Annotated in this window: 23 protein-coding genes; 8 read left to right on the top strand and 15 right to left on the bottom strand. The window is 55.3% G+C overall.

The window, feature by feature from the left end; genetic code table 11:
- Positions 1-10 precede the first annotated feature (10 nt).
- The 4 genes from H6815_06290 to H6815_06275 form a co-directional block, all read right to left on the bottom strand.
- Entirely contained in the window at positions 11-916 is a 906-nt protein-coding gene (locus H6815_06290; protein ID MCB9860048.1) for a hypothetical protein, read from the bottom strand.
- Positions 917-1,005: 89 nt separating this feature from the next.
- Positions 1,006-1,746: a hypothetical protein gene (locus H6815_06285; protein MCB9860047.1), complete on the bottom strand. Its 741-nt coding sequence runs from the start codon at positions 1,744-1,746 to the stop codon at positions 1,006-1,008.
- Positions 1,743-2,948: a hypothetical protein gene (locus tag H6815_06280; GenBank protein ID MCB9860046.1), complete on the bottom strand. Its 1,206-nt coding sequence runs from the start codon at positions 2,946-2,948 to the stop codon at positions 1,743-1,745. The genes H6815_06285 and H6815_06280 overlap by 4 nt, the downstream gene beginning before the upstream one ends.
- Positions 2,945-3,610 carry a polysaccharide deacetylase family protein gene (locus H6815_06275; protein ID MCB9860045.1) on the bottom strand — a complete coding sequence of 222 codons (666 nt, stop codon included), beginning with the start codon at positions 3,608-3,610 and terminating at the stop codon, positions 2,945-2,947. Before H6815_06275 ends, H6815_06280 begins: the two co-directional genes overlap by 4 nt.
- Before the next feature lie 344 nt (positions 3,611-3,954).
- Here H6815_06275 and H6815_06270 point away from each other — a divergent pair, with 344 nt between their 5' ends.
- Positions 3,955-4,926, top strand: a complete 972-nt coding sequence (locus tag H6815_06270) for a hypothetical protein (GenBank protein MCB9860044.1) — start codon at positions 3,955-3,957, stop codon at positions 4,924-4,926.
- A 10-nt stretch (positions 4,927-4,936) separates the two neighbouring features.
- On the opposite strand, the gene H6815_06265 is transcribed toward H6815_06270, so the two are convergent.
- The 3 genes from H6815_06265 to H6815_06255 form a co-directional block, all read right to left on the bottom strand.
- Complete coding sequence (locus tag H6815_06265) at positions 4,937-5,425, bottom strand: hypothetical protein (GenBank protein MCB9860043.1); 489 nt, start codon at positions 5,423-5,425, stop codon at positions 4,937-4,939.
- Positions 5,422-6,228: a TVP38/TMEM64 family protein gene (locus H6815_06260; GenBank protein ID MCB9860042.1), complete on the bottom strand. Its 807-nt coding sequence runs from the start codon at positions 6,226-6,228 to the stop codon at positions 5,422-5,424. The genes H6815_06265 and H6815_06260 overlap by 4 nt, the downstream gene beginning before the upstream one ends.
- 72 nt (positions 6,229-6,300) lie before the next feature.
- A complete protein-coding gene (locus H6815_06255) occupies positions 6,301-8,394 on the bottom strand; it encodes a hypothetical protein (protein MCB9860041.1) in 2,094 nt (697 codons plus the stop codon).
- A 791-nt stretch (positions 8,395-9,185) separates the two neighbouring features.
- Here H6815_06255 and rho point away from each other — a divergent pair.
- The 3 genes from rho (at position 9,186) to H6815_06240 (ending at position 12,789) form a co-directional block, all read left to right on the top strand.
- Positions 9,186-10,445, top strand: coding sequence for a transcription termination factor Rho (rho, locus tag H6815_06250; protein ID MCB9860040.1), 1,260 nt, complete (start codon positions 9,186-9,188; stop codon positions 10,443-10,445).
- A 119-nt stretch (positions 10,446-10,564) separates the two neighbouring features.
- Entirely contained in the window at positions 10,565-11,356 is a 792-nt protein-coding gene (locus H6815_06245; protein ID MCB9860039.1) for a glycosyltransferase family 2 protein, read from the top strand.
- Positions 11,353-12,789, top strand: coding sequence for a hypothetical protein (locus tag H6815_06240; protein MCB9860038.1), 1,437 nt, complete (start codon positions 11,353-11,355; stop codon positions 12,787-12,789). Before H6815_06245 ends, H6815_06240 begins: the two co-directional genes overlap by 4 nt.
- Here the strand turns inward: H6815_06240 and H6815_06235 are convergent.
- On the bottom strand, positions 12,754-14,130 hold the full coding sequence (locus tag H6815_06235) for a tRNA-dihydrouridine synthase family protein (GenBank protein MCB9860037.1): 1,377 nt from the start codon (positions 14,128-14,130) through the stop codon (positions 12,754-12,756). The genes H6815_06240 and H6815_06235 overlap by 36 nt on opposite strands.
- 53 nt (positions 14,131-14,183) lie before the next feature.
- On the opposite strand from H6815_06235, the gene H6815_06230 reads away from it, so the two are divergent.
- Positions 14,184-14,630 (top strand): hypothetical protein, encoded by a 447-nt coding sequence (locus H6815_06230; GenBank protein ID MCB9860036.1) that lies wholly within the window; start codon positions 14,184-14,186, stop codon positions 14,628-14,630.
- A 5-nt stretch (positions 14,631-14,635) separates the two neighbouring features.
- Here H6815_06230 and H6815_06225 read toward each other — a convergent pair whose 3' ends face one another.
- The 7 genes from H6815_06225 to ribB form a co-directional block, all read right to left on the bottom strand.
- Complete coding sequence (locus H6815_06225; protein MCB9860035.1) at positions 14,636-15,712, bottom strand: DUF4340 domain-containing protein; 1,077 nt, start codon at positions 15,710-15,712, stop codon at positions 14,636-14,638.
- 34 nt (positions 15,713-15,746) lie between these two features.
- Complete coding sequence (locus H6815_06220; GenBank protein MCB9860034.1) at positions 15,747-17,687, bottom strand: Gldg family protein; 1,941 nt, start codon at positions 17,685-17,687, stop codon at positions 15,747-15,749.
- A gap of 3 nt (positions 17,688-17,690) precedes the next feature.
- The gene (locus tag H6815_06215) at positions 17,691-18,431 is read right to left on the bottom strand and encodes an ABC transporter permease subunit (protein ID MCB9860033.1); all 741 of its coding nucleotides are present in this window, start codon (positions 18,429-18,431) and stop codon (positions 17,691-17,693) included.
- The gene (locus H6815_06210) at positions 18,431-19,411 is read right to left on the bottom strand and encodes an ABC transporter ATP-binding protein (protein MCB9860032.1); all 981 of its coding nucleotides are present in this window, start codon (positions 19,409-19,411) and stop codon (positions 18,431-18,433) included. The genes H6815_06215 and H6815_06210 overlap by 1 nt, the downstream gene beginning before the upstream one ends.
- A 186-nt stretch (positions 19,412-19,597) precedes the next feature.
- Positions 19,598-20,230, bottom strand: a complete 633-nt coding sequence (locus tag H6815_06205; protein MCB9860031.1) for a DUF1579 family protein — start codon at positions 20,228-20,230, stop codon at positions 19,598-19,600.
- Positions 20,231-20,564: 334 nt separating this feature from the next.
- Positions 20,565-21,206 carry a DUF1579 family protein gene (locus H6815_06200; protein MCB9860030.1) on the bottom strand — a complete coding sequence of 214 codons (642 nt, stop codon included), beginning with the start codon at positions 21,204-21,206 and terminating at the stop codon, positions 20,565-20,567.
- Positions 21,207-21,433: 227 nt separating this feature from the next.
- Complete coding sequence (ribB, locus tag H6815_06195) at positions 21,434-22,681, bottom strand: 3,4-dihydroxy-2-butanone-4-phosphate synthase (protein ID MCB9860029.1); 1,248 nt, start codon at positions 22,679-22,681, stop codon at positions 21,434-21,436.
- 260 nt (positions 22,682-22,941) lie between these two features.
- On the opposite strand from ribB, the gene H6815_06190 reads away from it, so the two are divergent.
- The 3 genes from H6815_06190 (at position 22,942) to H6815_06180 (ending at position 25,605) form a co-directional block, all read left to right on the top strand.
- Positions 22,942-24,318 carry a hypothetical protein gene (locus H6815_06190; GenBank protein MCB9860028.1) on the top strand — a complete coding sequence of 459 codons (1,377 nt, stop codon included), beginning with the start codon at positions 22,942-22,944 and terminating at the stop codon, positions 24,316-24,318.
- 184 nt (positions 24,319-24,502) lie between these two features.
- A complete protein-coding gene (locus H6815_06185; protein MCB9860027.1) occupies positions 24,503-24,991 on the top strand; it encodes a hypothetical protein in 489 nt (162 codons plus the stop codon).
- A 92-nt stretch (positions 24,992-25,083) separates the two neighbouring features.
- Positions 25,084-25,605 (top strand): tetratricopeptide repeat protein, encoded by a 522-nt coding sequence (locus H6815_06180; protein ID MCB9860026.1) that lies wholly within the window; start codon positions 25,084-25,086, stop codon positions 25,603-25,605.
- The last annotated feature ends 4 nt before the right edge of the window (positions 25,606-25,609 follow it).

Below are 25,609 nucleotides of genomic sequence, written 5' to 3'. Positions count from 1 at the left end.
AGTTACAGCATTAACGGACTTGCCCATCGTCTGAGGTTATAGATGCATCCTCATTGCGATGCTGCGCCTCCAGAGCCTTCTTTGCCTGTTCCTGCTCGATCAGATACCGAAGAAACTTGCCGCGCTGTGCGGGTTCGAGCATGTTCATGATCTCTGCAACAAACGCAAATCCGTCTGCCTTTGTCGCTTTCCCCATCGTGCGCTGCCCGAAATCAAGAATCCGCTGACGGATCGTCTCTCGCTTCTCGCCAGCCACGTCAATGACATCAAGAATGTCGTCAACACGGGCAAAGCTCGACATCTGGTACCGATAGAACGCCTGCTCAATCTCGAACCCCATCTGGATAAAACGCCTGCGGATACCCGCCCCAAAACTTCCAATCTCTTTCCCCTCTGACTTGAGTACATCCTTCTTAATCTGCTCGATATGAGCATCGCGGTACGCATCAACCAACATACGAAGCTCTGTTGCTGCATCCTCGTGCAGCACGGATGCGAGTTCGGCTTCAAGCTCGCCACGATCGCGCACAGGCTTGAGCATCTCATACAACTCGTTCGCGATGCTCAGTGTCTCGCGTTGGTTTCCCGCCCCTGCGGCAGTTGCAAGTCTCGTGACCAGATCAGTGTGCCCAATAAACACGCCATCGACGATCGCGTTCCGCTCTGCGATGATGCGCATACACGCTTCACGCTCTGCATCCGTAATTTCAAGCAGTTCGAGTGCGACTGCAGCAGGCTGATCATGCAGTACCTTCAGATTCCCATCAAAGTCGTAGGCCACGATAGTGGGTTGTGCCTTTGCATGCACGGTTGGGCCAGCCAATGGACTGTCCGACTGAGCAAAGGCATGCCCCGGTAACGCGACCACCAGAGCACCTCCACAAACAAGCAATGAACGCAGTGATTGAGACAGCATCGCGCATCCTCCTGTATTGAGAGACCGCTGTATTGTTACGGATCAGCCCACGAGCCTTGCATTTGCACGTTCAAACTGCGAACAAACTGCTACTTCCGCCGAATCATGCGGAGCACTGAGCGTCGAGCTTTGTCAGCGAATCTGCTGGCAGCGCCCAGGAAACCGGCTTCAAACTGATCTGCACGAACTCCCAGCGCCTTTGGCACAACAGTACCTTCACGAATCGCTTCTATCATTATCGACTCTGTTAGACTCACGCCATCCTCAAGCTGCATTGTCATTGCAAGCGGAAAGAACTGTCGCGATCGGTGGAAATCAAGTCCCACCCACGCGGCCAATCCTGTTTCTGCAATCAGATTCGCACCATCAGTGCTGATACACCAGCCGTCACTCTTTCGATTCCAGAGTTCAACACCAGCGAGTAACTTGATCCACTCAGGTTTTACACGCCGCCATGCATTCTTTCGCGTGGGATGCGCCAGAACCGCAACACCTTTATGCTCAGCGACGTGTTTGAGCAGTTCCAACGTTGGAACACCCTCGCCAGCAAACGGCACGTCACCCCACACGAGCACGTGCACTGTATTATCTGCATCCGAATACTCGATACCCGGCATCATCAATATCTGGTCACTGCTTGCCCGTGCACACGCAGCACGATGATCCTGACGGCGCTGCTCGTCATATCCCTTGTCGTGCTCAGTCATGAGCACGACGCGATACCCTCGCTTTACAAATGCACTTGCGAGTTCCTCCAGCGTCCACTTCGCGTCATACGACCAGTCCGAATGGACATGGCTGGCAATCCTGATCCCTTGCTTTCCACTCATGCCGACCGTTTCCTGAGCTGCGCTCGAACCGTACGGATGGTGTCAGCAAAAAACATCCTGAACCGACCCTTACGTTTGTTGTAGTACGTGTACGAAAAGTTCGGTACGAGCACGCGAAACATAGTCGAAATCCTGCCAGGCCAAATATCCTTTGGTGCACCACGCCTGCCCCGCAACACAAACAGCAGGTGCACAATATCGCGCCCCAGATGCCTGCATATCAATCCTGACTTTACCTGCACTTCGAGCGGAACAAACTCCGGATCGAGATGCTGCTTTACAGTCCACGCTGGGTATTCAAACCCTTGTCTGCGAGCAAGCGCCATGCTTCCCCAAGCCCGACCGTTCAGTTCCATGAACCACAGAGTTCCATCCTCGGCTCGGAGCAGTTCAATCATAAACATGCCGCGCCAGTTGATCTCACGCAGCATCTTTGTTGCGGCGGTCACGACACCCTCGTCCTGCTGTATCGAAACACACACACTTGAGCCAGAACCGGCAGGATTCATCATGCGCACACGCCGATGCCCGCTGACATTCGCGATGTGGTCACTCATCATGTGCCCAAAGAGCCCCTCGCCAACACCCTTCACATATTGCTGAAGAATCCATGGCTCTGTAAAATCGGCAGTTTCAAGTTGACGATCGAGATCCTCCCTCGTCTCAACATGTCTTACCGAAGATCGGCCAATCTTGCCGTTGATTTCCCTTGCAACCAGCGCGGGCTTGAGCACAGCTGGAAAAACTGACCATCCTGACACGTCATCTCGACATCCGACAAACGCGAACTCAGGCACCTGAAAGCCTGCTTTCTGTGCAAGGTCGAGTTGGAGGCGTTTGTCTAACGGCACCGCCGACGTGCCTTCTGCTGCATTCGGAAGGAGATGCAATGCCTTGTGTGTTCTACCGAGAAGAAACAGCGAAAGATCATCCATTGGCAGCAGGACATCGGGACGATGTTTCTCAATCAATTCGTCGAGTGCTGATACAACGCGCTCGACCCCTTCAGCAACATCCGGCACAGGTTCGATGACAACGTTGGGTTCGTATCCAAGTACCGAATCGATATCACGATTCGAAAAACACACGACACGGCATCCCGCATCAAGCAGACTCCAGACAACCTCGGGCGCTGCGAGCGCTCCAGCATAACCAGCCAGCACGAGTGGCGACCATGATGTGTGCGCATCGTGCTCGGTCATCGGAAGCTCTTCACCATGATTCGTGCACGATCCTTCAACGACCGTGGAAAAGAGCGTGCAGTTGCAACCTGAGACACGATTGAATCAATCGTATCAGTATCGTGAACAGAGAACCTCGCACGCAACCAACTGCTCGATGAAGTCACGGCCGCATCGCTCGTGTAGACATTGGTAAAGCCATGCTTTTGTAGAAACCCAAGTACGAATCGGTTGTAACTTCCGAATGGACATGCGGCTGTTGTCAATGAGTTGCCTGTGAATCGCTCGAGCGTTTCCTTCCCAACCATGATGTCCTCCGACAGCTTGTGCCTGTCCAAGGATCCCCATGCACAATGCGATTTCCCATGCACACCAATGTTCATTCCCGCATCCAGCAACGTATGCACATCGTTGGTAGAAACAGCACCTGGCGTATCGATCCGATCAGAAATGAGGAAAAAAGAGGCCTTGAGCTTGCGCTCTATCAGCCTGGGGAGTGCAACCGAAACATCACTGACATTCCCATCATCAAACGTCAGCTTCACATCATCACCAAGCCTGCCAAGCCCATCAAGAATCTGCTCAAATATGTCTATGCTCACCCAGACGCGCTCTTCGTTGGGTTCGAGCGTCCGCCCTGCTTTCTTTGGGTCACCGATGCCATGGAAGTTGAGCACGATCATGCGGGAGATTCATCGGGCAACAGATACACACAAGTTCGACGCACACCACAATAAGTCGAGCATAGGGCCCAAGTTCGTAAGCACAAACAAAGTTAGCTGTACCGTTTGTCACATTTCTGCCGTTTTTGCAACTTCTGCGGCGTTCGAATCCACTTCGTCGATACGAACAGTGAATGATGAAGCAGTGTGTGCGGGCTGAGGGTTTCACGTCCTCTCTGGGCTGCCTTGGAATAGCCCGGCATAGTTTGTAGAATGAACTTGTTCCTCGTGGGCTTTGTCCCCAGAGTCCAGTCGGAACAGGCATGATCGAGACTGCGACTCACGTAGTTCGATCGGGAGCGTGTATGGGTTTGCTGGTGAATCGAGCCTGCCTGTGCGGATGTGTATCAGCGCTGCTGCTCACAAATGCCCGCGGTGCATGCGCAGATCCAGATCATTTCGCACTCTCAAACACATCAGCCTATTCCAGTCTCGACATACTGCGTGCTTCCGCTCCACGCGAACAAGCCACCACAACAAACGGATCCGGCAAGGCTGAACTCGATCGGACAACCAGCATCAGCGAGATTATTCTTCGCGAATCACTGACGCGAGGCGTCTTCCTGTACGAGACGATCGACCCGCCATCGTCGCTGCTCACTGGCCCATCACGCGGTGACACCAGACCAGCAAGTCAGCCATGGATTGGTGAGAACGGTGCTGACGATGAGAGCTTCACATCGGCACTCACGTATCGAACTGCGTTGTCGCGAGCCATCAGTGATCGCCCGTTCGATTCAAGACTCGGCAAGCGATTCAATGTCATGCCCGGACTGGGCTTTGAAGTTGGACTCGACACACTTGGAACGTCAACCATTGATGACGAGGTTGGTATCTACGCGCCATACCACTCCATTGCACATTTGCGGGGGGGTGCGTCGTCGGTCAAGATTGTTGACGCGTCGGTTGGATGGGATGCCATCAGCACCAACGCGTTCAGGCTCTCATTGCTCGGCGGAGTACGAGGCATTGGTTTCGGCACTGATGATCGCGCTCCATTACCGGGACAGCCGAACGGCAGCTTTGAAACGGTGCCGGTCATCGGTGGGCAGATGCAGGTGAACGTCGACAGCGATGTCTTTCTGCGTGGTAGAGCCATGGGAAACTTTGGCTCAGACGGGGCCGAGTATCTCGACATCGGTGCGGAGTTTGGTGTCGGGCTGACGACGTGGGCCGACATCGTTGCTGGGTATAAACTCTTCCATGCAAACGTCACTGAAGCCAACGCAGAACTGGACGACCGCTCGTTCTACGCCTCGCTTCGGTTGCAGTACTGATTGCTCTCTTCTAGCCCTGTTTGTCGGGCTTTGTCGCCTCAATCGGCTTGACCGATGCTCGCTGTTTTTTCTGCCAGCGCATGAACGACGGTGCCAAGACGACACCAAGCCATCCGAGACTCACTCCCGCAGTCGCAAGCACACTGAACGACGATACAAGACGCTTGCCACCTGAGAACTCAGGCACCCGCACAAGCGTGCTTGAACCCGGCTTTGAGTACAGGCGCGTGTGCATGTGCGCACCATTCTCCATCTTTGTTTCCGTATGGTCGTAGTCGAGCTTTTCGGCTTTGATCTGGGCTCGCGCGTCGAGTGTTGTTCGATGCCATAGAAGATATTGTGAAAGCTCGTTCGCGCTCAGAATCATCGGCACACAGAACACGACCATGATCGGGGTCATGACAAGGCGCGAGAGAATCGGTTTTACAAGCCAGCGAACAGCTGCAAAGAAGACCGCAATGCACACGCCGACAAAGAGATAGATGATCGCAGTTGTCATTCTGCTGGCACCTCCTCCGGCTCCTGCGATCGTGTCACCTTCTCGATTGCCTTGTTCGAGATATATCCGATGATCCCCAGCACGACCAGCATCAACGGCAACCCGATGACAAGCATCAGCCACTTGTCTTTCGCAAACTCGACAATCGACTTTGCGCCGGTACTGCTGGCAACCGCTGCAAAGTACACGGTGATGATCGTCCGCGGTGCCATGCCGAGGACCGTCGCGGGAAGATAGATACTCCGTTTCACACCGGTACTCGAGAGGAGCAGGTTTGTCAGCGCAAACGGCGAGTTCGGAGGAACCCTCACCAGCGTCACAATGCCGAACGTTTTCCAGAATGAACCACCGATGAGCGCATTGCGCACCGCACGAGCACGCACGTTCTCTTCAATTAGTTTCTCGACGCGATGCTGCGATGCGAACCTCGCGATCTCGTACCCGATCATCGATCCACCAGCGAATCCGCATAACGCAGCTGGAATACCAACTGCCGCTCCGAACACCCATCCACCGAGTATCGCCTGCGCGTAGGTGGGCAGCAATCCGAGCCCCGACGAAACAATGAACACCGAGATGTAGATCACAAGTCCAAGGCTTCCGTGCGATTGCAACCACTCAGATATGAGCCCGAGCTTGGCAAGCAAAGCGATCCCGCACAAGGCTGGCATCACCGCCCACGCAATTCCAAGCAGTCCCGCAGGACCGAGACGTTGCAGCATCGTCTCCCGGCTCTGTGTCGCTGGATCGACAGTCGTCTCTGCGACAGGTGCCTCTGATTGTTGTGGTGCTGTTTCAGCCATTGGAAAACCAGTGTAGTAACACACGTACAGCGATGCTGGCGTGATCTCTATCCGCAGCGAACAGAATCACGATCAGCGAGGCCCGACAGCCGGGGGCTGCTTCGGCTTTGGTACTTCGTCTATATCGATGATCAACCCGTACGACGAACCCGTCAGTGTGCCATCAGCGTTCTTTGCGGGCTTGCCGGGAGCAGCAAACTGCGCCTTGTCTATACGTCTCGTTTCGTTGAAGACATTGAATGTATCTGTGCCCAGAAGATCGATGAGAAACGAGAATGATCGCGCGATGCTGAGGCTTTCCGCGTCGTAGGTGTCGTTGCCGCTCTGGCCTATCAATCCGCCATCGCACGTGTACGTGTCGTCACCATTGACATCAATCAGCACTGCAAGCGAGGTGCCAGATGCAGACGCGATCGAATCATCGGATCCTCGCGGCCCAGAATGAACAGGCTCGCCATTCGTGTAGCTGTCCTTTCCGCCCCGATCAATGAGTAAGGCAATGGAGTTACTCTCAGCTGTTGCAAGGGCGCCCTGGTATACATCGTCGCCGTCGTTATCTACTGCTACAACGACACTTGAGTTTGTCGCTGCTGCAGTTGCCGCACCCGCATACGCAGTTCTGAGTATGTCGTTGCCGGACTCATCATGAAAAACACCCATTCCATACTCGGTCGCTATTGCACGCGCAGGTAGGTTGTATGTGTCCGTCCCCGAGAGATCATATAAAACACCCAATCCACCTTGCGCAAACCCATGCACACCAACCCCGGAACCAAATCCATAGATCGATCGTGGATAGTTCACATCGTCGGTTGAAGGATCGTGCAACTGGGCTGTATAGGTGTCGCGTCCCATTGCGTCGAGCACTGCACCGAACCCGTTGATGCCTCCAACGCCGACACCCAACCCTTTCGAGATATATGTGTCGTCGCCGTCGCGGTCGATAATCATGCCCGCTCCATGGATGCCCGCACCGATGCCCCATGCAGAGTCCGCGCCGGTCATCTGGTACGTGTCGTTCCCTTTGTGATCAATGAGCAGACCACACCCGAAAAAACCTGCTCCGACCGAAACGCTGCTGTTCGACGTATAAAGATCATCACCAGCAAAGTCGATCAGGATGGACATCCCCATGACCGCCGTGGCAGGACCGGCACCGTCCACCGTACCTATATGCTTGTCATTGCCAGCAAGATCGAAGACCGCTTGCAACTGCGCAATTTGCACATGCGAGTAGTTGAATACATCGTCGCCAGCAGGATCAAAGACAACCAGAATCTTGTCCATGTTGTACACATTGTTCAGCACGCTTCCGACAATGATCCAGCCATCGGGTGTTGGTTCCGCGTAGTGGATAAGCCCTTCTGGCACAACTTCCTTCACATTGTCCGGCGGGGTAATCGCATCCGTACTATTCACGATATCCTGCAGACTGTCTGCCATCTCACCCAGACGAAGAAAATGAGGACCGATCAACGTTGGCAGCGTTGTGCTAGTGAAATCATCAGAGAGGAGATCCATGTACTTTGCCTGATCATTTATCGATGTATCTGTCGCGCTCCGAAGGAACTTTGCAAAGTCGAGCATGTGACCCGCATCCTTATCGCGACGCTCGTTGATCGACTGGAATATCGCAAAGATCTCATCCTCTATCACCTGCATGGCAGCAGGATCCTCCTGTGCTGCGGCGACCTGTGCGCGTACATACACAGAATTGGTCTCTTCAAAGATGCCCAGCCCGTACGCGATCAACGGTGCGCAGACGTCCAGTGTGCCCTGGGTCGCAGCTGCAGCAACACGATTGAACAGATCCAACTCCAGATTCTCAAGCTCAAGCGGATGCTCATAGACATACGCCACAATCGGAAGAGCACCGTTGTTTCGCGCTACCTCAGCGTGCGAAACGGAGTGCTCAAGGAATGCATCCAGATCCAGCACAGCACCCTCATTGCCGTACATGGCAAGCGACTCCCGCAAACGAACCTCAAGCTCAGGTGGGCCTAGTGGTTCAGGCTGTATATCTGTCTCGGGTGCTGGTTCCGGACGGGGCGGCAACGGCTCAGAACCGGGCTCTACCTGCGCATGCACGCATGAGGCACTCAGCCCAACGCACATAAGAACCAGTGCTGAAGAAAAAAACGACAGGTCGTGCCGAAACTGGGTCATTGTGTTGGTCCGTTGGTGTTGAGAACGTGCGCCACCTCGACATGGATGCACAACAAACAATCATTGGTCAGCGCTCCACAACATCCAGTGAGTCGGCCTCTTCCAAGAGCATTCCGTGTGTTCGTCCGAGAATACTGTTCATCCATTTGGCTCATATCCAATCGCTGCCGAACGGGCAAGACCACGGAACAGGGCCGGGAACTCACCCCTCTTTACACCTTCAACCGTCAGTGTGCGCACAAGACACTTGACATCGATCACCAAACATGCTCCAATAGACGGATCCTGCCGGGTGCAGCGGACGTGCGAAGGAGCATGTGCAGCAATCGGCATCGGAATGCAGATGAACCTATGCACAGATGGCATCACAGCGAGTTGTGTGCTGATTGCTCGTGTGTGCAGTTCCAGCACGACTGTGCATGCTGAGTGAGATTGAAGTTGAAACGATTGGTGTGAGACCAGTCATTAGTATGTTGTCGCGTTGTAGGTATGCGCATACACAGCCGTACTTTACGATGAAAAATGCGGTTGCAACCTGAGCACATCTGTATGCGTATACTTCTGCGAAACAGGCTTGACCGATTGCAGAACGCATCACAACGCATGCATCCAATCGATCGCCGATGAAGCGCATCAGCGCACAAGGTCATATGTTCGTGCCAGGAGTTTCAATCTGGCTGTGTGCCTTTCGCACACGTGTAGATAGTACAAGAACATCTCGTTGACTTCTGTTGTACCGAAGTCTCTTTTCCCGTTCCTGTGCGCACACCAGCGCACACGGAGAGACCACTTTGATCCAGAGCAAGACAAATGCTGGCGCCACGAGCGTCGACTTCGATGTCGCAGATGAAATGTCCACAGAGACTATCATCGGTATCGTTGACTCACCAACGCCGACCGAGTCTCGACTTCGTCAGCTCTCCAATGGATCGCTGGTTGTGTCCCCCGACGATCCGTGGATACCAACATCGCTGGTCAATGAGTTCCACCTGCGTCCTGGCGTTGAGATCACCACAACTGTCTCAATGTCAAAGCCGAAGCGGCGGCGGCGCGGCGGGAAGCGTCCAGCACGGGCCGAGGTCAGCCGGATCGTCGAGATTGAGGGCCAGGACCCTGCGATCTACGCAGAGCATCCCGCATTCGAGGATCTGACGTCCATCGATCCGCAGCCGAGATTGACACTTGAATATCCGGGATGCCCTGTGTCGTGCAGGCTGATCGATCTGTTCTGCCCGATCGGCCGAGGTCAGCGAGGCCTGATTGTTGCGCCACCCAAGGCAGGCAAGACAACACTCCTCAAGGACATCGCAACATCTGTCCTGCTCAATCACAAAGACATCTATGTGATCGTGATGCTCGTCGATGAGCGTCCCGAGGAAGTCACTGATTTTCGTCGCACGCTCTGCGGCACCGCAAAGGAACTGGCTGAGGGCACATGGTCAAAGCCCTGGGACAAGGACCGTATCCAGGTGCTCGCGTCGAGCAACGACCACGACATCGACAAGCACATTGCGATATCAACCATGTGCATGAACCGATGCAAGCGGATGGTCGAAGCGGGCAAACACGTTGTCGTTGTGCTCGACTCGCTCACACGCCTCGGGCGTGCGTTCAACCGATCGCGCAAGCACGCGTCGAGCGGACGCACACTCACGGGCGGCCTCGACTCCAAAGCGCTCGAGATACCGAAGCAAATCTTCGGTTCTGCGCGCAACACCGAAGAGGCTGGCTCACTCACAATGATCGCAACGTGCCTTGTTGATACGGGCAGCCAGGGTGATCAGGTGATCTTCGAGGAGTTCAAGGGCACGGGCAATATGGAACTCGTGCTCGACCGCAAGGTTGCTGAGCGCCGCCTGTTCCCCGCGATGGACCTTGCCGGTTCCGGCACTCGTAAAGAGGATCTGCTGCTCGATCCAACGGAACTGAAAACCATGACAGCGCTCCGCCGAAGGCTGATGGCCATGCCCACGCCTCAACAGGTCGAGCAGTTGCTCGCAGCGATGGAACGATTCAAAACCAACGCGAATCTGGTGGGATTAGAGGACTGAGTTCACTGACCATCGCCGTTTTTCGTTTGGATTTCGTTTAGATTCCGTCACCTACGATATTCTCACGCATCTGAGACGCATTGCTGTCGCAATGGAACGCTGTCTTGCAGGAGCTTCGAATGAGAGTGCTGGTCGCCATCCCCGTCTACAACGAGGCGAAATATGTGACGAGCGTGCTCGAACGTGTCCGCCAGCACGCAACGAACATCCTCGTGATTGACGACGGCTCAACAGACGACACGCCGACACTTGTTTCCAAACAACCCGTTGAGGTGATCCGCCACGCGGTCAATCGCGGGTATGGCAGATCATTGCGCGACGCGTTCCGATGGGGAAGCTGTTACGATTTTGACTGGGTGCTGACGATGGACTGCGACGAGCAGCACGAACCCGAGCGCATCGGCGATTTTCTGGAAGCGATGCATCGCGACGACACAGACATTATCTCCGGCTCGCGCTATCTCGCGCCCGAAGCAGAGTCCATCGGCGCGCCGCCACAGGATCGCAAAGCGATCAATCGCACGATCACACACGAGATCAACGAACGTCTCGGATCGCGATTTGGCGCGCACATCACCGATGCCTTCTGCGGGTTCAAAGCCCATCACGTCAGCGCGATGAAAAAGCTCAAACTCACGGAAACAGGCTATGCGTTTCCGATGCAGTTCTGGGTGCAGGCTGCAGCAAACAATCTCCGCATCACAGAAATTCCCGTCACGCTTATTTACAACGATCCGTCGCGTTCGTTCGGCGGCGTGCTCGACGACGCACAGCACCGGCTCGCACACTACCGCTCAGTGTTGCACGACGAGCTGCGCATCTGCGCAGACAAACTGCCCGCCGAAGCACTTGTGGATATAGCAGAGCCTGTTGTTACAACCAGCTGCACGAACGGGTGTTGTCGCCGGTGAAAAGTGCCGTGTCGCAATCGGGTTCTGATCGCGCATCGCATTCGATTGTGATGGATGGTGTCGATGATGCGCTCGCCTCACTGCAACAACAACCGTTCCAGCTTGATCCCGTGCAGGAGCAGTTTCGTGCGCAGCTCGGCTTGCCGACTGACGTCCCGATTGTGATGTCTGGTCATCAGCCCGGATTCTGGCACATGGGCATCGTTGCCAAAGTACTCGCGATGCACGATCTCGCACATCAACACAACGCGCAGCCAGTGTGGGTTGTTGTCGATCAGGACACGCTCACATCGTCTCAGCTCATCTCGCTCCGTTTGCCTGTTGTAACAAATGGCACTATTGATGTACTCTCATGGGATCTCGACACACCCGGCGCTGCACGTACGATGCTGGATGCGAATCGGCCGTTGTGCCTTGTCCCATCATTGCAATCCGTATCTACTGCGCCGGATGCTGGCACGATCAATACCGAGCGCATCAAAGCATCACTCGAACGACATAAAGGCGAATCGTCTATCGCGATGCAGTTCACGCTCGCAGCGATGGATGTGATCTATGAATGGATTGACGCGATCACGGGAACAAGTACTCAACGCCCCATCGTCATACCAGCAACCGCACTCGCGCGCACCGACCTGTTCTCATCGATCGTGCAGCGCATGACAGCAGATCCGGACCGGTGCATCCACGCGTACAACAACGCGACGCGCATCGCGCCGAAGGCGAAGATGCGTCCGCTTGACATCGCTTCGCAGGAACTCCCGATCTGGTCGATCGATGCAAAGCAAGGCCGGGTTCCTGTGCATGCTGCCGACCTGTCACCAGGCACATCACGCACACCCATGCAACTCGCGCCGCGGGCGCTCCTGATGACGCAGATGCTCCGCATCGCTGGATGCGAGGCGTTTATCCATGGGCTCGGCGGCGGTGAGTACGAACACATCGGCGACGCGTGGTTTTCCCAATGGAAACAGTATTTCAACGATCCGAACCCGTGGATAGTCACGAGCGCAACGGTCACGCCGATCTCTGCATCTTTCGTGCAAACCAACGGTTTACACGTCTCGCCAGCATCCATCTCGAACGCACTCACACTCCCCCATCGTGCAGCAAACAATCCAGCCCTACTGGGAAATGACACACTTCAGATGCAGAAGCAGGAACTCGTGAAGAAAATCAATGCTGCGAAGCATCAGGGATCGCAAGCTGAACGAGCTGCGATGTTCCGCGAGCTTCGTGAGATTGTGCAGTCTGCAGCAGCATCAGCTGAAGCGCAGCAACAACTCGCGCACACAGCAGACAATGCTGCACAGGCTCGCGCAAAGCAGCGCAGCGTTGAACTTGCGCACAATCGCACATTTCCGTTCTTTGTCTACAGCAGGGACACACTGCGTGAGCTACACAGCTTGATTCACACTCGAATCACAACCTGACACGTAATGCTCATCCAGCACACGCTGCCAGTCATCCAGTGATGTCACGCCAATGAACGCGCGACGGACAACATCTGCATCGGGATGGTGCTCAGCGAACCTGATCCCGAACTTGCGCATCTGCATGCCGGTGATCTTCTGCGTGTCTCGGTACGCGTGGTTTGTCGCAAGCGCGAGCGCAAAGTGTTCTTCGAGCACAGCTCGCTGCTCGGCGAGCGTCGGCTTTGACGGCTCGTTTCCAGCCATCATCTCACGTGCCTGCCTGAAAATCCACGGATTCCCAATACAACCACGAGCAACGCTGACCGCGCTTGCGCCGGTGTAGTGCAGCATACGGAAGATGTCAGCTGCAGTCCAGATATCACCAGATCCAAAGATGGGGATGTCCGGATGCGCGCGCACGATGTCGCGCAGCAGATCCCATCTGCTCGGGCCGACGTATCGCTGCACAACAGATCGGCCATGCACAGTGATCCACGCGCAGCCGATCTCGGTCGCTGCATCCACAATGCGCGCGAAGTTGCGAGTCATCTCGGGCGTGTCGTCGTAGCTTCTGCGCAGCTTGAGTGTTAGCGGCACCTCGTCCGGAAGTGCTTCTCGCACCGCTCTGATGATATCGATGGCGCCCTCGGGCTCGACCAGCCAGTGCCCACCGCGCGCCTTGTTCTTCACCTTCTTCACGGGGCACGCAAAGTTCAGATCGATCGCATCGAAGCTTTGCCCGTGACTCAGTTCGTGACACTCGGCCTTTGCAGTTCCGTGCTGCGCAGTGTCGACGAGTTTCTGCACATCAAAGTTCAGCTTTGGCACCTGGATATTCCCGGGCAGGCGCAGATGCTCGGTCGCAGCATCGGACATCAACTCCGGCTTGTCCGCGTAGGCGAGTTCGCGGTAGTCGGCAGCAGCTCGCTGTCCCTGCTCGATCATCTTCAGTGCGGCAATCGCCATCTCGTCCGGTGTCGATCCCATGATCTGCCCACAGATCGGATGATCGTGATCACCACCGGGCACGTTCTCTGCGATGTCGCCGAGATCTGCCTTGGCAAACCCTCGTCCGCCGCCGAGCAGCGTGCGGTCGAGCAGTGCCTCGGTCACGCACATCGGGCACCCGTGCTGGCGCGCGATCAGGCGCATCGCAGCGTCAGAATATCCCGCAAGCCCAGCCTGAAAGAACGGCGCATCGAACGCTGGCATGTGCCTTGTCACGCGGGGATCCATGCCTTGGGCAGCAATATCGCGCGCGATCGCGATCACGTCAACATCGCCCAGTCCAGGCGCAATGCCCGGCGAGCGTGCTGTCGCGTTTCCGCGTGTCGATGGCGATGTTTCGCTGCAGCCCATCCCTACTATCCCGTTGCACGCGCACTCTGCGCCTGCGTGCGAGGATCATAGAAATGCGCCTTCCAACGAACAAATACGCACTAATCTCAGCGTGCACCCTGTGTATGCTGATCGCTGGGTGCTCATCACGCGTGCAAGTCCGTGGCGACGAGCGCCCGTACCCGGATGCACTCGAGCGAACACCCGTGATGGACATCCAGGTCTTTCGCCACGTGAAGACGTTGACAATGACAAACACAACCTCGCATTACTTTGGACCATCCACGATCTGGCTCAACGCGCGGTACTCCAAGCCGGTCGACGAGTTCGCGGTCGGTCAGACACTCACAATCCCACTCGCTGAGTTCCATGACGAGTTCGGCGAGATCTTCCGCGGCGGCGGGTTCTTTGCTGCCGATCCACCCCAGCGTCTTGTGCTCGCAGAAATTGAATCGCCCAACGCGACGGGCGAGATGCGTCTGTACCGGCTTGTCATCGTTGCTGATGAACAAGCAGAATAATCCAATCATCCTCCTGCAGGACCAACCGGTCCAGACCCTGGTGACGCAGGCTCGAGTAGTGATTCCAGCCTCGGTGTCATATTTGTAGCGGCATACTGCCCGATCTCGTACAGCCAGCCGCGCGTGCGACTGTTGATCTCGTCAGCGCTTGCCGGATCGGATGTTGATTCGGCGTGCAGCATCATCCACGCGCTGGACTCAGCCTGCCAGATCGTGCAGACCACCTTCAACTGATCAAACGAGAGGTATTCAACTGTGACGGGATCGGGGCTGGTGATCCCGAGCGCTTCAATCTGTGATTCGTCTGGACCGGCTTCTGTCGCGGGCTTTGTCACGTTTGTCAGCGAGAGAAATGCGAGTGCACTGGTCGATGCGCCGATCTGGTTTGCAGGCTTTGCGGTTCGGCCCTCGGGCAGATTCAGCAGCGTGAAGCTCGATTCGTCCGGTGATTCACGCCAGAGCTGGATCTGATCGCCATCGGGATGTGTGACCGTGACCGTCCAGACGTCGGTGCGAGGCAGCTTGATGATCGATGTATCCACCCACTGCGATCCCATCGTGAGCACGCTGAACCGTTTGTCAGCGGTATACGCCTGGGTCTCACCCGCCTTGCGAACATACGACCGCTGACCTGAGCTGTCGGTCTTTCCAATCACCAATGCTGCGAGCGGCGAGCCATCCTTGCCTGAGAGTGTGATCAATGACGCGCTGTTTTCTGGCGACGGATCATCAAGATCAAGACGACCAAGCAGGTCTTTCTTATCGGTTTTGGTCTCGACTGGCTTGGCCTGCGCAATCTCCATGATGAGCTTTTTGACCGGCTCAAACCGCGCCGGGTATCCCTCATAAGAATCGACAGTCCAGCCGTTCCCGCTCGAAGACAGCGTAACTGTTTCGCCCTTGTTCTCGATGCGCATCTGCGATATGTCGTTCACCTTGTCTTCGAGCGACGCAAACAACACATCCGGCAGCTTTGTTGACGCAGTGCTGGGGTTCTTCTGTTGAAGGAATACCGCAAGCGTCGCGATCACTCCAACGATCAGAGCAACAAACACCAGCATGCCAAGCGACTTTGCATTCATCGATTTGTCCTCACTTGCTCACTGGTACCTTTGATTATCCGCGTGCGCTCTGCAGTCTCTTGCCAACCTTTGCGCGATCCATCCGCCTCAAACCTGACCTGTACATCGCGACAAAGATGGCGATGACGAGCACACATGCCGGAGCAGCAGCGATGTTGAGGATTTTCAGATCTCGTCCCAGTCTCTCAACATCGACGCGCAGATTCCGCTTCACCTCACGCTGCTGCGTTCGGATGTCAGCGAGTTCTGTCTGCAGGTTTGCCATGCGTTCCTGTTGCTCGGGCGACAGAAGAATCTGACCCGTGTTCTGGACCTGTTCAGGATTCGCCTGGATGAGTTGCGTGAGTTCCTGGTTGAGCTTGCGATACTGCTCATCGAGTTCCTGCCCTTTGGCAAGATACTGTTGCTCTGCTTTGGTCTGGATCTCCTGCACAAATGTAAACGGACGCGCGAACGAACCACGAGCACGCACGCTGATGAGATCGTCCGACCCCGACATCGCATCAAGCACGTTCATCACCATGTCACCGTTGTACGCGGTCTTGTTATAGATGACCTGATTGCCAAGCTGGATCGGCTGGGTCCAGAGCGCATCGTTGAGCAGATCAACGTCAGAGAAGACGATCGCGTTGATCGTGCCCGTCGGCTCAGATTCTGCATCTGCAAACGCCGAACGCACCTCGCCAGAGAGCCGTGCTGCAAGCGTCAATGGCGAGCCACGTGGCACGAACTCCGCCACAAGCTCCTGCGGCGTTGCAAAGTACTTGAGGCGTTCTTTCTTGATGATCATGCATTGGTCTGACGTTGACATCAACGGCTCGAACGCTGTTGTTGACTTCTCATCGTGTGTGAGAATACCTGCAGACAGGAACGACACGATCGCGTTCGGGTTCGCAAACATCGCCGGATCGTTCGTGTTTGTCTGGTCTGCCTTGACGTTGATGCGCTGGATATACGGCACGATCTGCCTGCGATCGGGCGACATGCCTCGCGCTGCGAGCGCCATGTCCACTGCAGCTTGTGTGACATCGAGATCAACACCCCACGCGCTCATGAGCGTGCTGAGATTTGCTGAGCGTTCCATCTCAAGCACCGCGAGCGGGTTCTGCTGCGCATTCGGTGGCTGGTCCGTCTCGCACAAGGCATCAAGAAACACAACAAGCGAGCGGCCAGCGGTTGTGTACGCGTCGATCGCACGCAGTGTCTGCTCTGGAAGATTCTTCGGGTAGATCAGCACCAGCACGTCAACATCATCATCGATCTTCTCGATCGGTGCCTGCTGCGGAGGGAGACCCGGAATCTGCGGTGTGTCTGTGCTCTGCCCAAGCATGCGCACATCGAAGACAGACTTCATCTCCTGGACGATGCGCCACGGCTCGACGGGCGGCTGACCAGAGCGAGGGTCATACTCGGTGCCGTTGACCTGCAGCGGGCTGATGATGCCGACCACGCGCTTGTCCGGATGATCGAGCGAGTACACAAGCTTGGTGAGTTTGTACTCAAGCAGTTGCTCCTCGTTCGGCGAAAGAAATGGGATGGTCTCGCGCCCATCGGTCGAGTTTTCACCGACAAGACCAAAGTAGAACTGGGCATCCGCACGCACAGGAACACCCTGCACGCCAAGACGCTGCGCTTCTGTTTCGGCGTCGGAATCCGGCTCGGGATCGATAATGCTCAACGTAATTTTTCCACGCGAAGCACTCCGGTATTCCTCGAGCATCTCCTCGACGCGCTTCATATACGCATCGAATCCGGGATCACCAACTTCGACCGCTTTGGAACGATACAGCGTGAACTTGATCGGTTCATCAACTTCCTTCAGAATCTTTCGCGATCCCGCGGAAAGTGTGTAGAGCCTGTTCTCGGTCAGATCGATACGAGCGCCCTTCAGGAACTGGTTGCTTGCGATATTGACACCGAGCAGCACAACTGCTAGCAACACCAGCCCGACAATGGAAACGAGTTTCGTCCTCATGGATCACCCGGCCTTCTTCATGTTGACGATGATCGTGTTCGCCGCCAGCAGCACCGCGATGAGCGAGAACGAAAACACAAGATCGTTCGGTGCGATCACGCCTCGCGAGATGGAATCAAACCGCGTCAGGAACGAGAATCCCTTGATTGTTTCAGAGATAAACTCGGGCACGCGATCTGCCATCAGGCTCTGCACAACGTTGTGCCCCGCAAGCAGCATCACAAAGCAAGCAACCACGGAGAGAATAAACGCAACGACCTGCGATCGTGTCAAAGCACTCATGCACGCGCCGATCGCGAGGAATCCACCAGCCATCAGAAAGCTGCCGATGTACCCCGCTGCGATAGCCCCGTGATCGGGATCCCCAAGATACCACACAGTGATCCACACCGGGCATGTCAGAGCAAGCGTAATACCTGTGAACACCCACGCTGCAAGGAACTTGCCCACGACCGACGACCACGTTGGAATGGGAAGCGTCATCAGCAGTTCGAACGTACCCGAATGGCGTTCTTCCGCCCACAAACGCATCGAGAGTGCGGGAATCAGAAACAGGTATAACCACGGATGAAACACGAAGAACGATGCAAGATCCGCCTGGCCTCGCTCGTAGAGTGCCCCGAACTCTTCAGCAAAGGCAAAGGTACCAGCCAATACAAGGAAGATGACGATGAATACATACGCCACCGGTGTCGCGAAGTAGCCGGCAAGCTCGCGCTTGAACACAGTCCACGTCATGCGCATCAGTTGCCCCCTTCCTTGACGTATGTCGTTGTTGTGAGCTGGCGGAACACGTCATCGAGCTTCCCATGATCAACGCGTATCTCATGGATCGTCGCACCAAGCGAGCGAAGCTTATCATTCACCGCGCCTGCAATTGACGCGTTTTTCTGCGGCACGACTCGGCACTCAACAATATGGTCATCGGCGTGCGTCACCTCACCAGGATTCGTCTCCTCCGTATACTGCACGTCAGCAACATCGGGAAGTTCGCTCAGCTTGCGTGCCATCACCAACTGACTTGACGGCAAACACACGTACACGGTGTTGTGTGAGCGGGATCGTGCGCATAGCACATCGGGCTTGTCATCAGCAACCAGCTTTCCATTTGCAATAATCACAGCACGAGTGCAGACTGCATCGACCTCTTCAAGAATGTGTGTCGAAAGCACCACACACTTGTCATCGCCGAGCCTGCGGATGAGCTGGCGCACTTCGTGTTTCTGATTCGGGTCGAGTCCGTCCGTTGGCTCATCAAGAATGAGCACATCCGGATCGTGGATCAGCGCTTGGGCGAGCCCGACACGGCGTTTGTATCCCTTTGACAGCGTATCAATTGGTTGACGCATCACACCACGGAGTTGCACTCGATCAACAATCTCGTCGATCCGCCGTGTCCGGGCGCGACCCTTGAGCCCTCTCACATCGCCCACCCATCGCAGGAAGCTGCGTGGCGTCATGTCCGGGTACGCTGGCGCGCCCTCGGGCAGATACCCAATGCGTTGCTTGACCGCGATCGGATCCTTTTCAACGTCATACCCATCGACGGTCACGTTCCCACTGGTTGGCCAGAGGTAGCCCGTGACCATCTTCATGGTTGTGGACTTGCCTGCACCATTCGGCCCAAGGAACCCGAGCACCTCACCGCGACCGACATGCATCGAAATGCCGTCAACCGCGGTAATAGGCCCGAACTTTTTTCGGAGCTTGTTCAGTTCGATCATACCTGCAGAATCCCCTTCGATTGCTGCGCACGTCCCAGACCGATCTGATCAGGGCTGTGTTTCGGTGTAGAGAGACTGGAGTATATGTTCAACTCGTTGCGCGCGGTTCCACAGTCCGTCAGGATTCAGCAAGGTTTCAGTTGATGCGTTCCAAGGAAGTCGTAATGGTGACCGGTTCGGCAGGTATCAGGACCGGCGGGAAAATCGGATTTCCATCACCTTCGGTGCGTCAAAGGTGTCGTCGAGAGAGGACACGCGCAGCACCTCAGGAGCGGACTCAAACGGATTTGAGCCGGATTCATTTGCCTGCAGCAGCTCATCTGCGTCGGGTTCAGGCCCGAGGTAGGTTTCGAGCACATGCTCGTCGTTTGATCGAACCGTCACGACAGATCGTCTGCGCATGATCTGTCCAGTTGTTGGCGAGATGAAAGACGAATCCGCGATATACACCTTCTTGTCCTCGTCAAAGCTTCCTCGCTCGAACAGAATCATGCACGCAGCAGTATCACACCATACACACTCGTACGCGCCGGTAGTTGAGTTAAACCCCCAGATGCCACAGCCAGCATACTCCTGGTCGAACATCTGTGCTCCAACATATCTCTGCTGAAGGTATCGCTCACCCAGAATCCACTGGCTGCTCATCGTGCCGGTTGATTCAAGTGGTTTTTCGCCGGGTCGAATCCAGAACAAACTGCGCGCATCCCATGTCCCAGCAAACACGTCAAGAACCGCGTGCCCTCCGCTCGCACCGCGACGTGTCCCATCTGTACGACAACATCCAGTCAGGTATTCAAGGTGTGGCGATCCATCGCTCATGTGGAGTCTCCGAGTAACGTACAGAGCAACTCAGTTGGTTCCTGCACTCTATATAAACATACATGCGCACAGGACACATGGTTTCATGCAACGACAACCCTGAAACGCGAACCTTCAGATTGGAACATCCAGTCTACTTGAATTTCTGCTCTTCTGCTTGAGTTTGAACAAAGTTTTTTGTGCGTAACAAAATACAGACGCTGCGCTAACACATCAGCCGCCCGTCCAACAGACAGGCGGCTGAGCAGAAAGTGCTTTATACCCAAGGAGATCGAGCAGTTTCTTAATGAGAACGAGTCTCAAAGAATGCCAATGATCGAGATGAGAATGAATCTCATTTACGCGTATTCTTCAACTCGCCAAGTTGCATCACTTCGTCGCCACCAACAACCATAAAGAAACTCTCGACATACGTATTGTCATCAAGAAACTTTGTACGGTTGCACATGGTCATTATCTCGCCTGGTGCATACTCAAAGTCGCCTTCGACAACGATCTCACCATCATCTGTCATGTTGCCATACTGCACCATCATGCCGGTGCCCATATTGTCAAGCCATGAACCAAAGTACATCTGCTTGACGTTGTCGTAACCAAGGACACCCGCACCTCGAAAGACACTGCCATCGGGCGCTTCATCTCCAGTAAACTTCGTAAAGATGTAACGTCCATCCATCTCCATCGTCTGTACTGAAGTTCCGTTGATGGGTATGCGCTGGGTGGGATCATCCATAATGAACCAGCCTTCGGTGCGCCAAGTGCCGACATGCTTCTCCAGCTTCTTGTGATGCTCATTCGGCTGCATCAGCGCTTCGGCATCCATGGCGTCCGGCTGGCCGCCATCCGCTTTCATCTCAGGCTGAGCCGCGTGTGCGTTCGAAGATGTCAGCCACATTGTGCCGCCAACTCCAACAACCAGACCCGCTGCAAGACCAAGAACCAGAAGACCATTCCCGTTTCCACTTGTACGTGCCATTCCAAAATCTCCGGTATGTGTGCGATGGGTACGACGGGCTGGAGTGTGCATCAGCCTCTCGCCGCACTGTGTGGTGTTGACGCATGCCACGTTGGCCGCTCAACAGGAGGTACAGAATATCTATTCAAGGAGCCAGAAGAAAGTGAGGGGCTGTAAATTTGTTCGGAATTTGATTGGAATATCGACGACATTTGTACAAGATGGTCGATGCGAGAGTAAACTTTTTCTTATCGGATGTGAACTTGCTCGATAATTTCCAGACCGAATGCGTCGAGACCCGGCATGGCCTTTGGTGTGTTTGTCAGCACCCGAAGTCTAGTCAGCCCGAGTTGCCTGAGAATCTGCCCGCCAACGCCGAACTCGCGCTGATCCATGGGAAGTGCACCGGATGCCATCGAATCGGGGTGGGTCAGATCCAGACGCTCGGTGCCGGACTCAAACTTCGGTCGACGGATCGTCAGGAGTTTCTGAGCGAGATCCTCTCCGATGCCCTCCGGGCGCAGGTACACAATACACCCCCTGCCCTCAGCCTGGATCCGCTTCATTGAGGCACGCAGCAGCGATCCTGTACTGTGCTCGCTCGCTCCGGGATCATCGAAGACATCGCCAAGCAAGTTGCGACGATGCATACGAACAAGCGTGGGATCATCGCACGACTTCACACGTCCCGATGAATCCAGCAGGCCAACGCCTCCAACACTCAGCACGATGTGGGGAAGCGGGTCAACCAGACTCTCGAACACGATCAGGTCAAACTCACCGTACGGCGTTTTCACCTTCGCGTCAGGACCAGTATCCACCCTGCGCACGAGGCTCTCGCGAGCAAGGCGATACTCGATAATGTCCGCAATCGTGCCCATTTTGATGCCATGCTGACGTGCAAAGTCTGCGAGAGCAGGTCCCCGCAGCATCTCACCATCATCCCCCATGATCTCGATGATCAGAGCGGCTGGCTGGAGTCCAGCAAGCCTGCACAGATCGACAGACCCTTCTGTCTGCCCCGTCCTGACCAGCACACCACCATCGCGGGATCGCAATGGATTGATATGCCCAGGCCTGACAAAGTCGTCCGGTGTCGATTCAGGATCAAGAGCCAGTTTGATGGTCCGAGCACGCTCGCGAGCGCTCACCCCGGTGGTAAACCCGTGCCTTGGATGGCCATCGATCGAAACCGTGAAAGGCGTTCCACGGACGGACGTATTCACCGCTGCCTGGTCGTGGAGTTCCAGACGATCACAGTCGGCTTCAGTCAGTGACAGGCACATATACCCGCGGGCATGGGTGAGCATGAACGTGACGATTTCCGGGGTCACGTGCTCTGCAGCAACCACCATGTCACCCTCGTTTTCGCGATGTTCATCGTCACACAGGATGATGATTCTGCCAGCCCTGAGTTCCTCGAGCAGTTCTGAAACGGGGGAAAACGTTCCGGCACGGGCGGTTTCATCAAGGTGATCGAGTTTGGTGGTGGCCATGGGTGTATGGTAGGGATCCAGAGGTGCTGGGCGGACGTATCAGTCCTTCGGCACCATTTTCCATCTGGTAGTTTGAGCAGGTGGTTGTCTTCTTCGTGGGAAATGCTGCACAGCCGGTTCGGCTCGTGTATGCTTTAGGCCCTGCTTGTTCCGCGGGCAGGCCCGTGTGTTCGATTTTCTGCCCCCTCCGTGGGCAGCGTTCCGTCAGCAGCATCACATTGTGCGCGAGCATCGCGCTCACCATCCGCTGGGAGATGACTATGGCCGGCCGATCAAGTGGCAATGGAGTCTGGGTTCTGATCACTATCCTGTCCGTGCTCTGCCTCGGACTTGTGACATCCACGTTCTACTTCGTTTCAAAGTCGCAAGCCAATGCGCGCGACCTTGCATCGTTGCAGGCTGAAACCGAAGTGTTCGTCAAATCATCCGAGCGCGGCAACGACCAGATCCGTCGCATTGTCGAGCGCGCTGGCCAGGAGCGCAAGAGCGCGATCGGATACATGAACGATATGGGCCAGGAACTCGCAAGCCTGCTCACCGGCAACCCGCGCGAGAACATTGAAACTATCCGTAAGCGTGTTGGTTCCAACGGCGTGAACTCAAGCGATCTCATCGGACAGATCAATGACCTGAACAACACCATCGCTGCGAAGGACCAGGAAATCGCAAGCATCGATTCGGCACGCGAGCGCGCCATGTCAGATCGTGAAGCAGAGATCAACCGCATCGAGTCATTGCGTCAATCACACGAGTCACAGATCGCATCCATCATGGAGCAGATCACAACCTATCAGGCTGAGATCGATCAGCTTCGTTCCGGCGTGAACTCGCTGCGCGACAGCGCGGACGATCAGATGGTTGCGATGAAGGGTCGCTACGAAGAGCAGATCCGCCAGTTGCGCGATGACAATCGCGAGCTGGTGATCGCAAATCAGGCATTCCAGAAGAAGATTCGCGAGCATCAGGAAAGCAGCCGCGGACAAATCAGCGTCGGCAACCCCGAGGAAGCACTTGTTGATGGCAAGGTCATTGGTGTTGACGCAGCAGCAAACACTGTCACCATCAGCCGCGGTCGTCAGGATCGTGTGCGTCTTGGCATGACCTTCGCTGTGTACTCACGTGCCAGCGCCATCGCACCGAATGCTGCTGGCGAGTACGCCGCACCAAAGGCACGACTTGAGATCATCCGTATCAACGAGACATCGTCGGACGCTCGCGTCGTCGGCATTCAGCCCGGTCAGGCGGTCGTTCGCGAAGACGTGATCGCTAATGCGGTGTACGACCCCAACAAGACGTACAAGTTTGTCACGTTCGGCAGTTTCGATGCCAACGGTGATCGTATTGCAACCCCACTCGAAGCAGACCAGATCCGCGCTCAGATCTCCCAGTGGGGTGGATTGAACGTTGACGAACTGACCGGAGACGTCGACTTTGTAGTGCTCGGTGAACGCCCGATCGTTCCTCCCCCACCACCAGTCGACGCGAAGCCCGAAGTCGTGAAGGAGTGGGAGCGTATCTACGCCATGGCAAGCCGGTACGACCAGCTTTTCGAGGACGCACGCTCAACATTCATCCCCGTATTGAACCAGAACCGGTTCTACACGCTGATCGGCAAGCGCTACGGCGATTTGCGGTAACACACAACAAAGTGCATATTTTCAGCGCCTCGGGATAACAATCTCGGGGCGTTTTCATTTGATAGAATGCGCCGGATACATCGAACGAGAGACATCTGCACAAAGCTGAAATCAAGGGATGCGAGTCATTATCAACATTGCAACACGTCGTCTCAGATGTGCTTTCATAGTTACACTTGCACTGTTGGCCTGCGCCTCGTGTGAGAAAAAGCAAACGCCTCAGTCTTCCAATCCGAAGCCCAACACCTCCGGACATACTGCATACCACATTGAGTTCCATCAGCCCAATGTGCGTGGAGCTATCGAGTTTCAGACCCTTGAAGAACTGGAAACGTACGAGAACAAGGTCGCTGAGGGAACGATTCATATCCCCGTTCTCACCGACGACATAAAGGAGTTCTCAAGCACATGGAACATTACTTCAACAGATAAAGTAACTCACACGATAGATGGGGATCCGATTACATTGCCGCTTGGGACTGGTGTCTACACCGCGACGCACGAATCCAGAGAGGCTTTACTCAACCTGCATCCAGGCTTCGCAGATCTTAACATCCACATTCAAGCCTTTCGCATCGACACACAGGATTGGATCGGCACATGGGGGTTCGACACTGATACAGGTACGACCGCTGAGGGCACAGTTATTATTGAACTTCCATCACCCGAGTAATCGCGCCCCACGGGGGGGACACTGATTGGAATACCCCGAGGGGGGACACCTCAGGCTCCTGAGATTTTTGTCATGTGCCATATAATGCAAACATGGTAGAGGGCAGACTCATCAGCACAGTTACAGATCTTGCACAACAAAATCCGCTGCCGCTTGAGCACATAGTGAGAATAACACGAATAGCTGTAGCGCTCTACCCCACAGACTACAATCTGCTTCTACAGCGACAGTGGATACTTAGTCTCGTGTGCTCTCTCGAAACTATCTATCGCCCCGACCGCGTGTCAGAAGGTGACCAGAACAAAGTAACCGCATTGCGAGATTCATATCTGGATATTTGTGGACGAGTACTCGCGATCGATGATTGTAACGCAGAGAGCTGGTATCACCAAAGCTGCGCATTGGATCACTTGGAACGCTACGAAGAGGCGATCAAGTCTGCACGCAAAGCACACAGTATCGAACCTACGCCTGACACAACATGCCAGATCGCTCACATACTTCAGTCACTGGAGCGGGACCAGGAAGCTGTCCGATTCATTGACACGAGCGGTTATACACACCATCCTGATGTACAGGAAGCTCGCCGCATTATTGTGTCACTGATGGAATAGCGCC

The sequence above is a fragment of the Phycisphaeraceae bacterium genome (genome assembly GCA_020639155.1).
Lineage (GTDB): Bacteria > Planctomycetota > Phycisphaerae > Phycisphaerales > UBA1924 > JACKHF01.
This window is presented reverse-complemented; position numbering and strand designations above follow the sequence as displayed.

Bases quoted from the DNA above. Each gene is read 5' to 3' on its own strand.
- H6815_06280 (MCB9860046.1), bottom strand. From the start codon at position 2,948: ATGACCGAGCACGATGCGCACACATCATGGTCGCCACTCGTGCTGGCT.
- H6815_06275 (MCB9860045.1), bottom strand. From the start codon at position 3,610: ATGATCGTGCTCAACTTCCATGGCATCGGTGACCCAAAGAAAGCAGGG.
- ribB (MCB9860029.1), bottom strand. From the start codon at position 22,681: ATGGCCACCACCAAACTCGATCACCTTGATGAAACCGCCCGTGCCGGA.
- H6815_06190 (MCB9860028.1), top strand. From the start codon at position 22,942: ATGGCCGGCCGATCAAGTGGCAATGGAGTCTGGGTTCTGATCACTATC.
- H6815_06215 (MCB9860033.1), bottom strand. From the start codon at position 18,431: ATGCGCATGACGTGGACTGTGTTCAAGCGCGAGCTTGCCGGCTACTTC.
- H6815_06205 (MCB9860031.1), bottom strand. From the start codon at position 20,230: ATGAGCGATGGATCGCCACACCTTGAATACCTGACTGGATGTTGTCGT.
- H6815_06255 (MCB9860041.1), bottom strand. From the start codon at position 8,394: ATGACCCAGTTTCGGCACGACCTGTCGTTTTTTTCTTCAGCACTGGTT.
- H6815_06290 (MCB9860048.1), bottom strand. From the start codon at position 916: ATGCTGTCTCAATCACTGCGTTCATTGCTTGTTTGTGGAGGTGCTCTG.
- H6815_06220 (MCB9860034.1), bottom strand. From the start codon at position 17,687: ATGAGGACGAAACTCGTTTCCATTGTCGGGCTGGTGTTGCTAGCAGTT.
- H6815_06265 (MCB9860043.1), bottom strand. From the start codon at position 5,425: ATGACAACTGCGATCATCTATCTCTTTGTCGGCGTGTGCATTGCGGTC.
- H6815_06285 (MCB9860047.1), bottom strand. From the start codon at position 1,746: ATGAGTGGAAAGCAAGGGATCAGGATTGCCAGCCATGTCCATTCGGAC.
- H6815_06270 (MCB9860044.1), top strand. From the start codon at position 3,955: ATGGGTTTGCTGGTGAATCGAGCCTGCCTGTGCGGATGTGTATCAGCG.
- H6815_06210 (MCB9860032.1), bottom strand. From the start codon at position 19,411: ATGATCGAACTGAACAAGCTCCGAAAAAAGTTCGGGCCTATTACCGCG.
- H6815_06230 (MCB9860036.1), top strand. From the start codon at position 14,184: ATGCGCCTTCCAACGAACAAATACGCACTAATCTCAGCGTGCACCCTG.
- H6815_06200 (MCB9860030.1), bottom strand. From the start codon at position 21,206: ATGGCACGTACAAGTGGAAACGGGAATGGTCTTCTGGTTCTTGGTCTT.
- H6815_06225 (MCB9860035.1), bottom strand. From the start codon at position 15,712: ATGAATGCAAAGTCGCTTGGCATGCTGGTGTTTGTTGCTCTGATCGTT.
- H6815_06235 (MCB9860037.1), bottom strand. From the start codon at position 14,130: ATGGGCTGCAGCGAAACATCGCCATCGACACGCGGAAACGCGACAGCA.
- H6815_06245 (MCB9860039.1), top strand. From the start codon at position 10,565: ATGAGAGTGCTGGTCGCCATCCCCGTCTACAACGAGGCGAAATATGTG.
- H6815_06180 (MCB9860026.1), top strand. From the start codon at position 25,084: ATGGTAGAGGGCAGACTCATCAGCACAGTTACAGATCTTGCACAACAA.
- H6815_06260 (MCB9860042.1), bottom strand. From the start codon at position 6,228: ATGGCTGAAACAGCACCACAACAATCAGAGGCACCTGTCGCAGAGACG.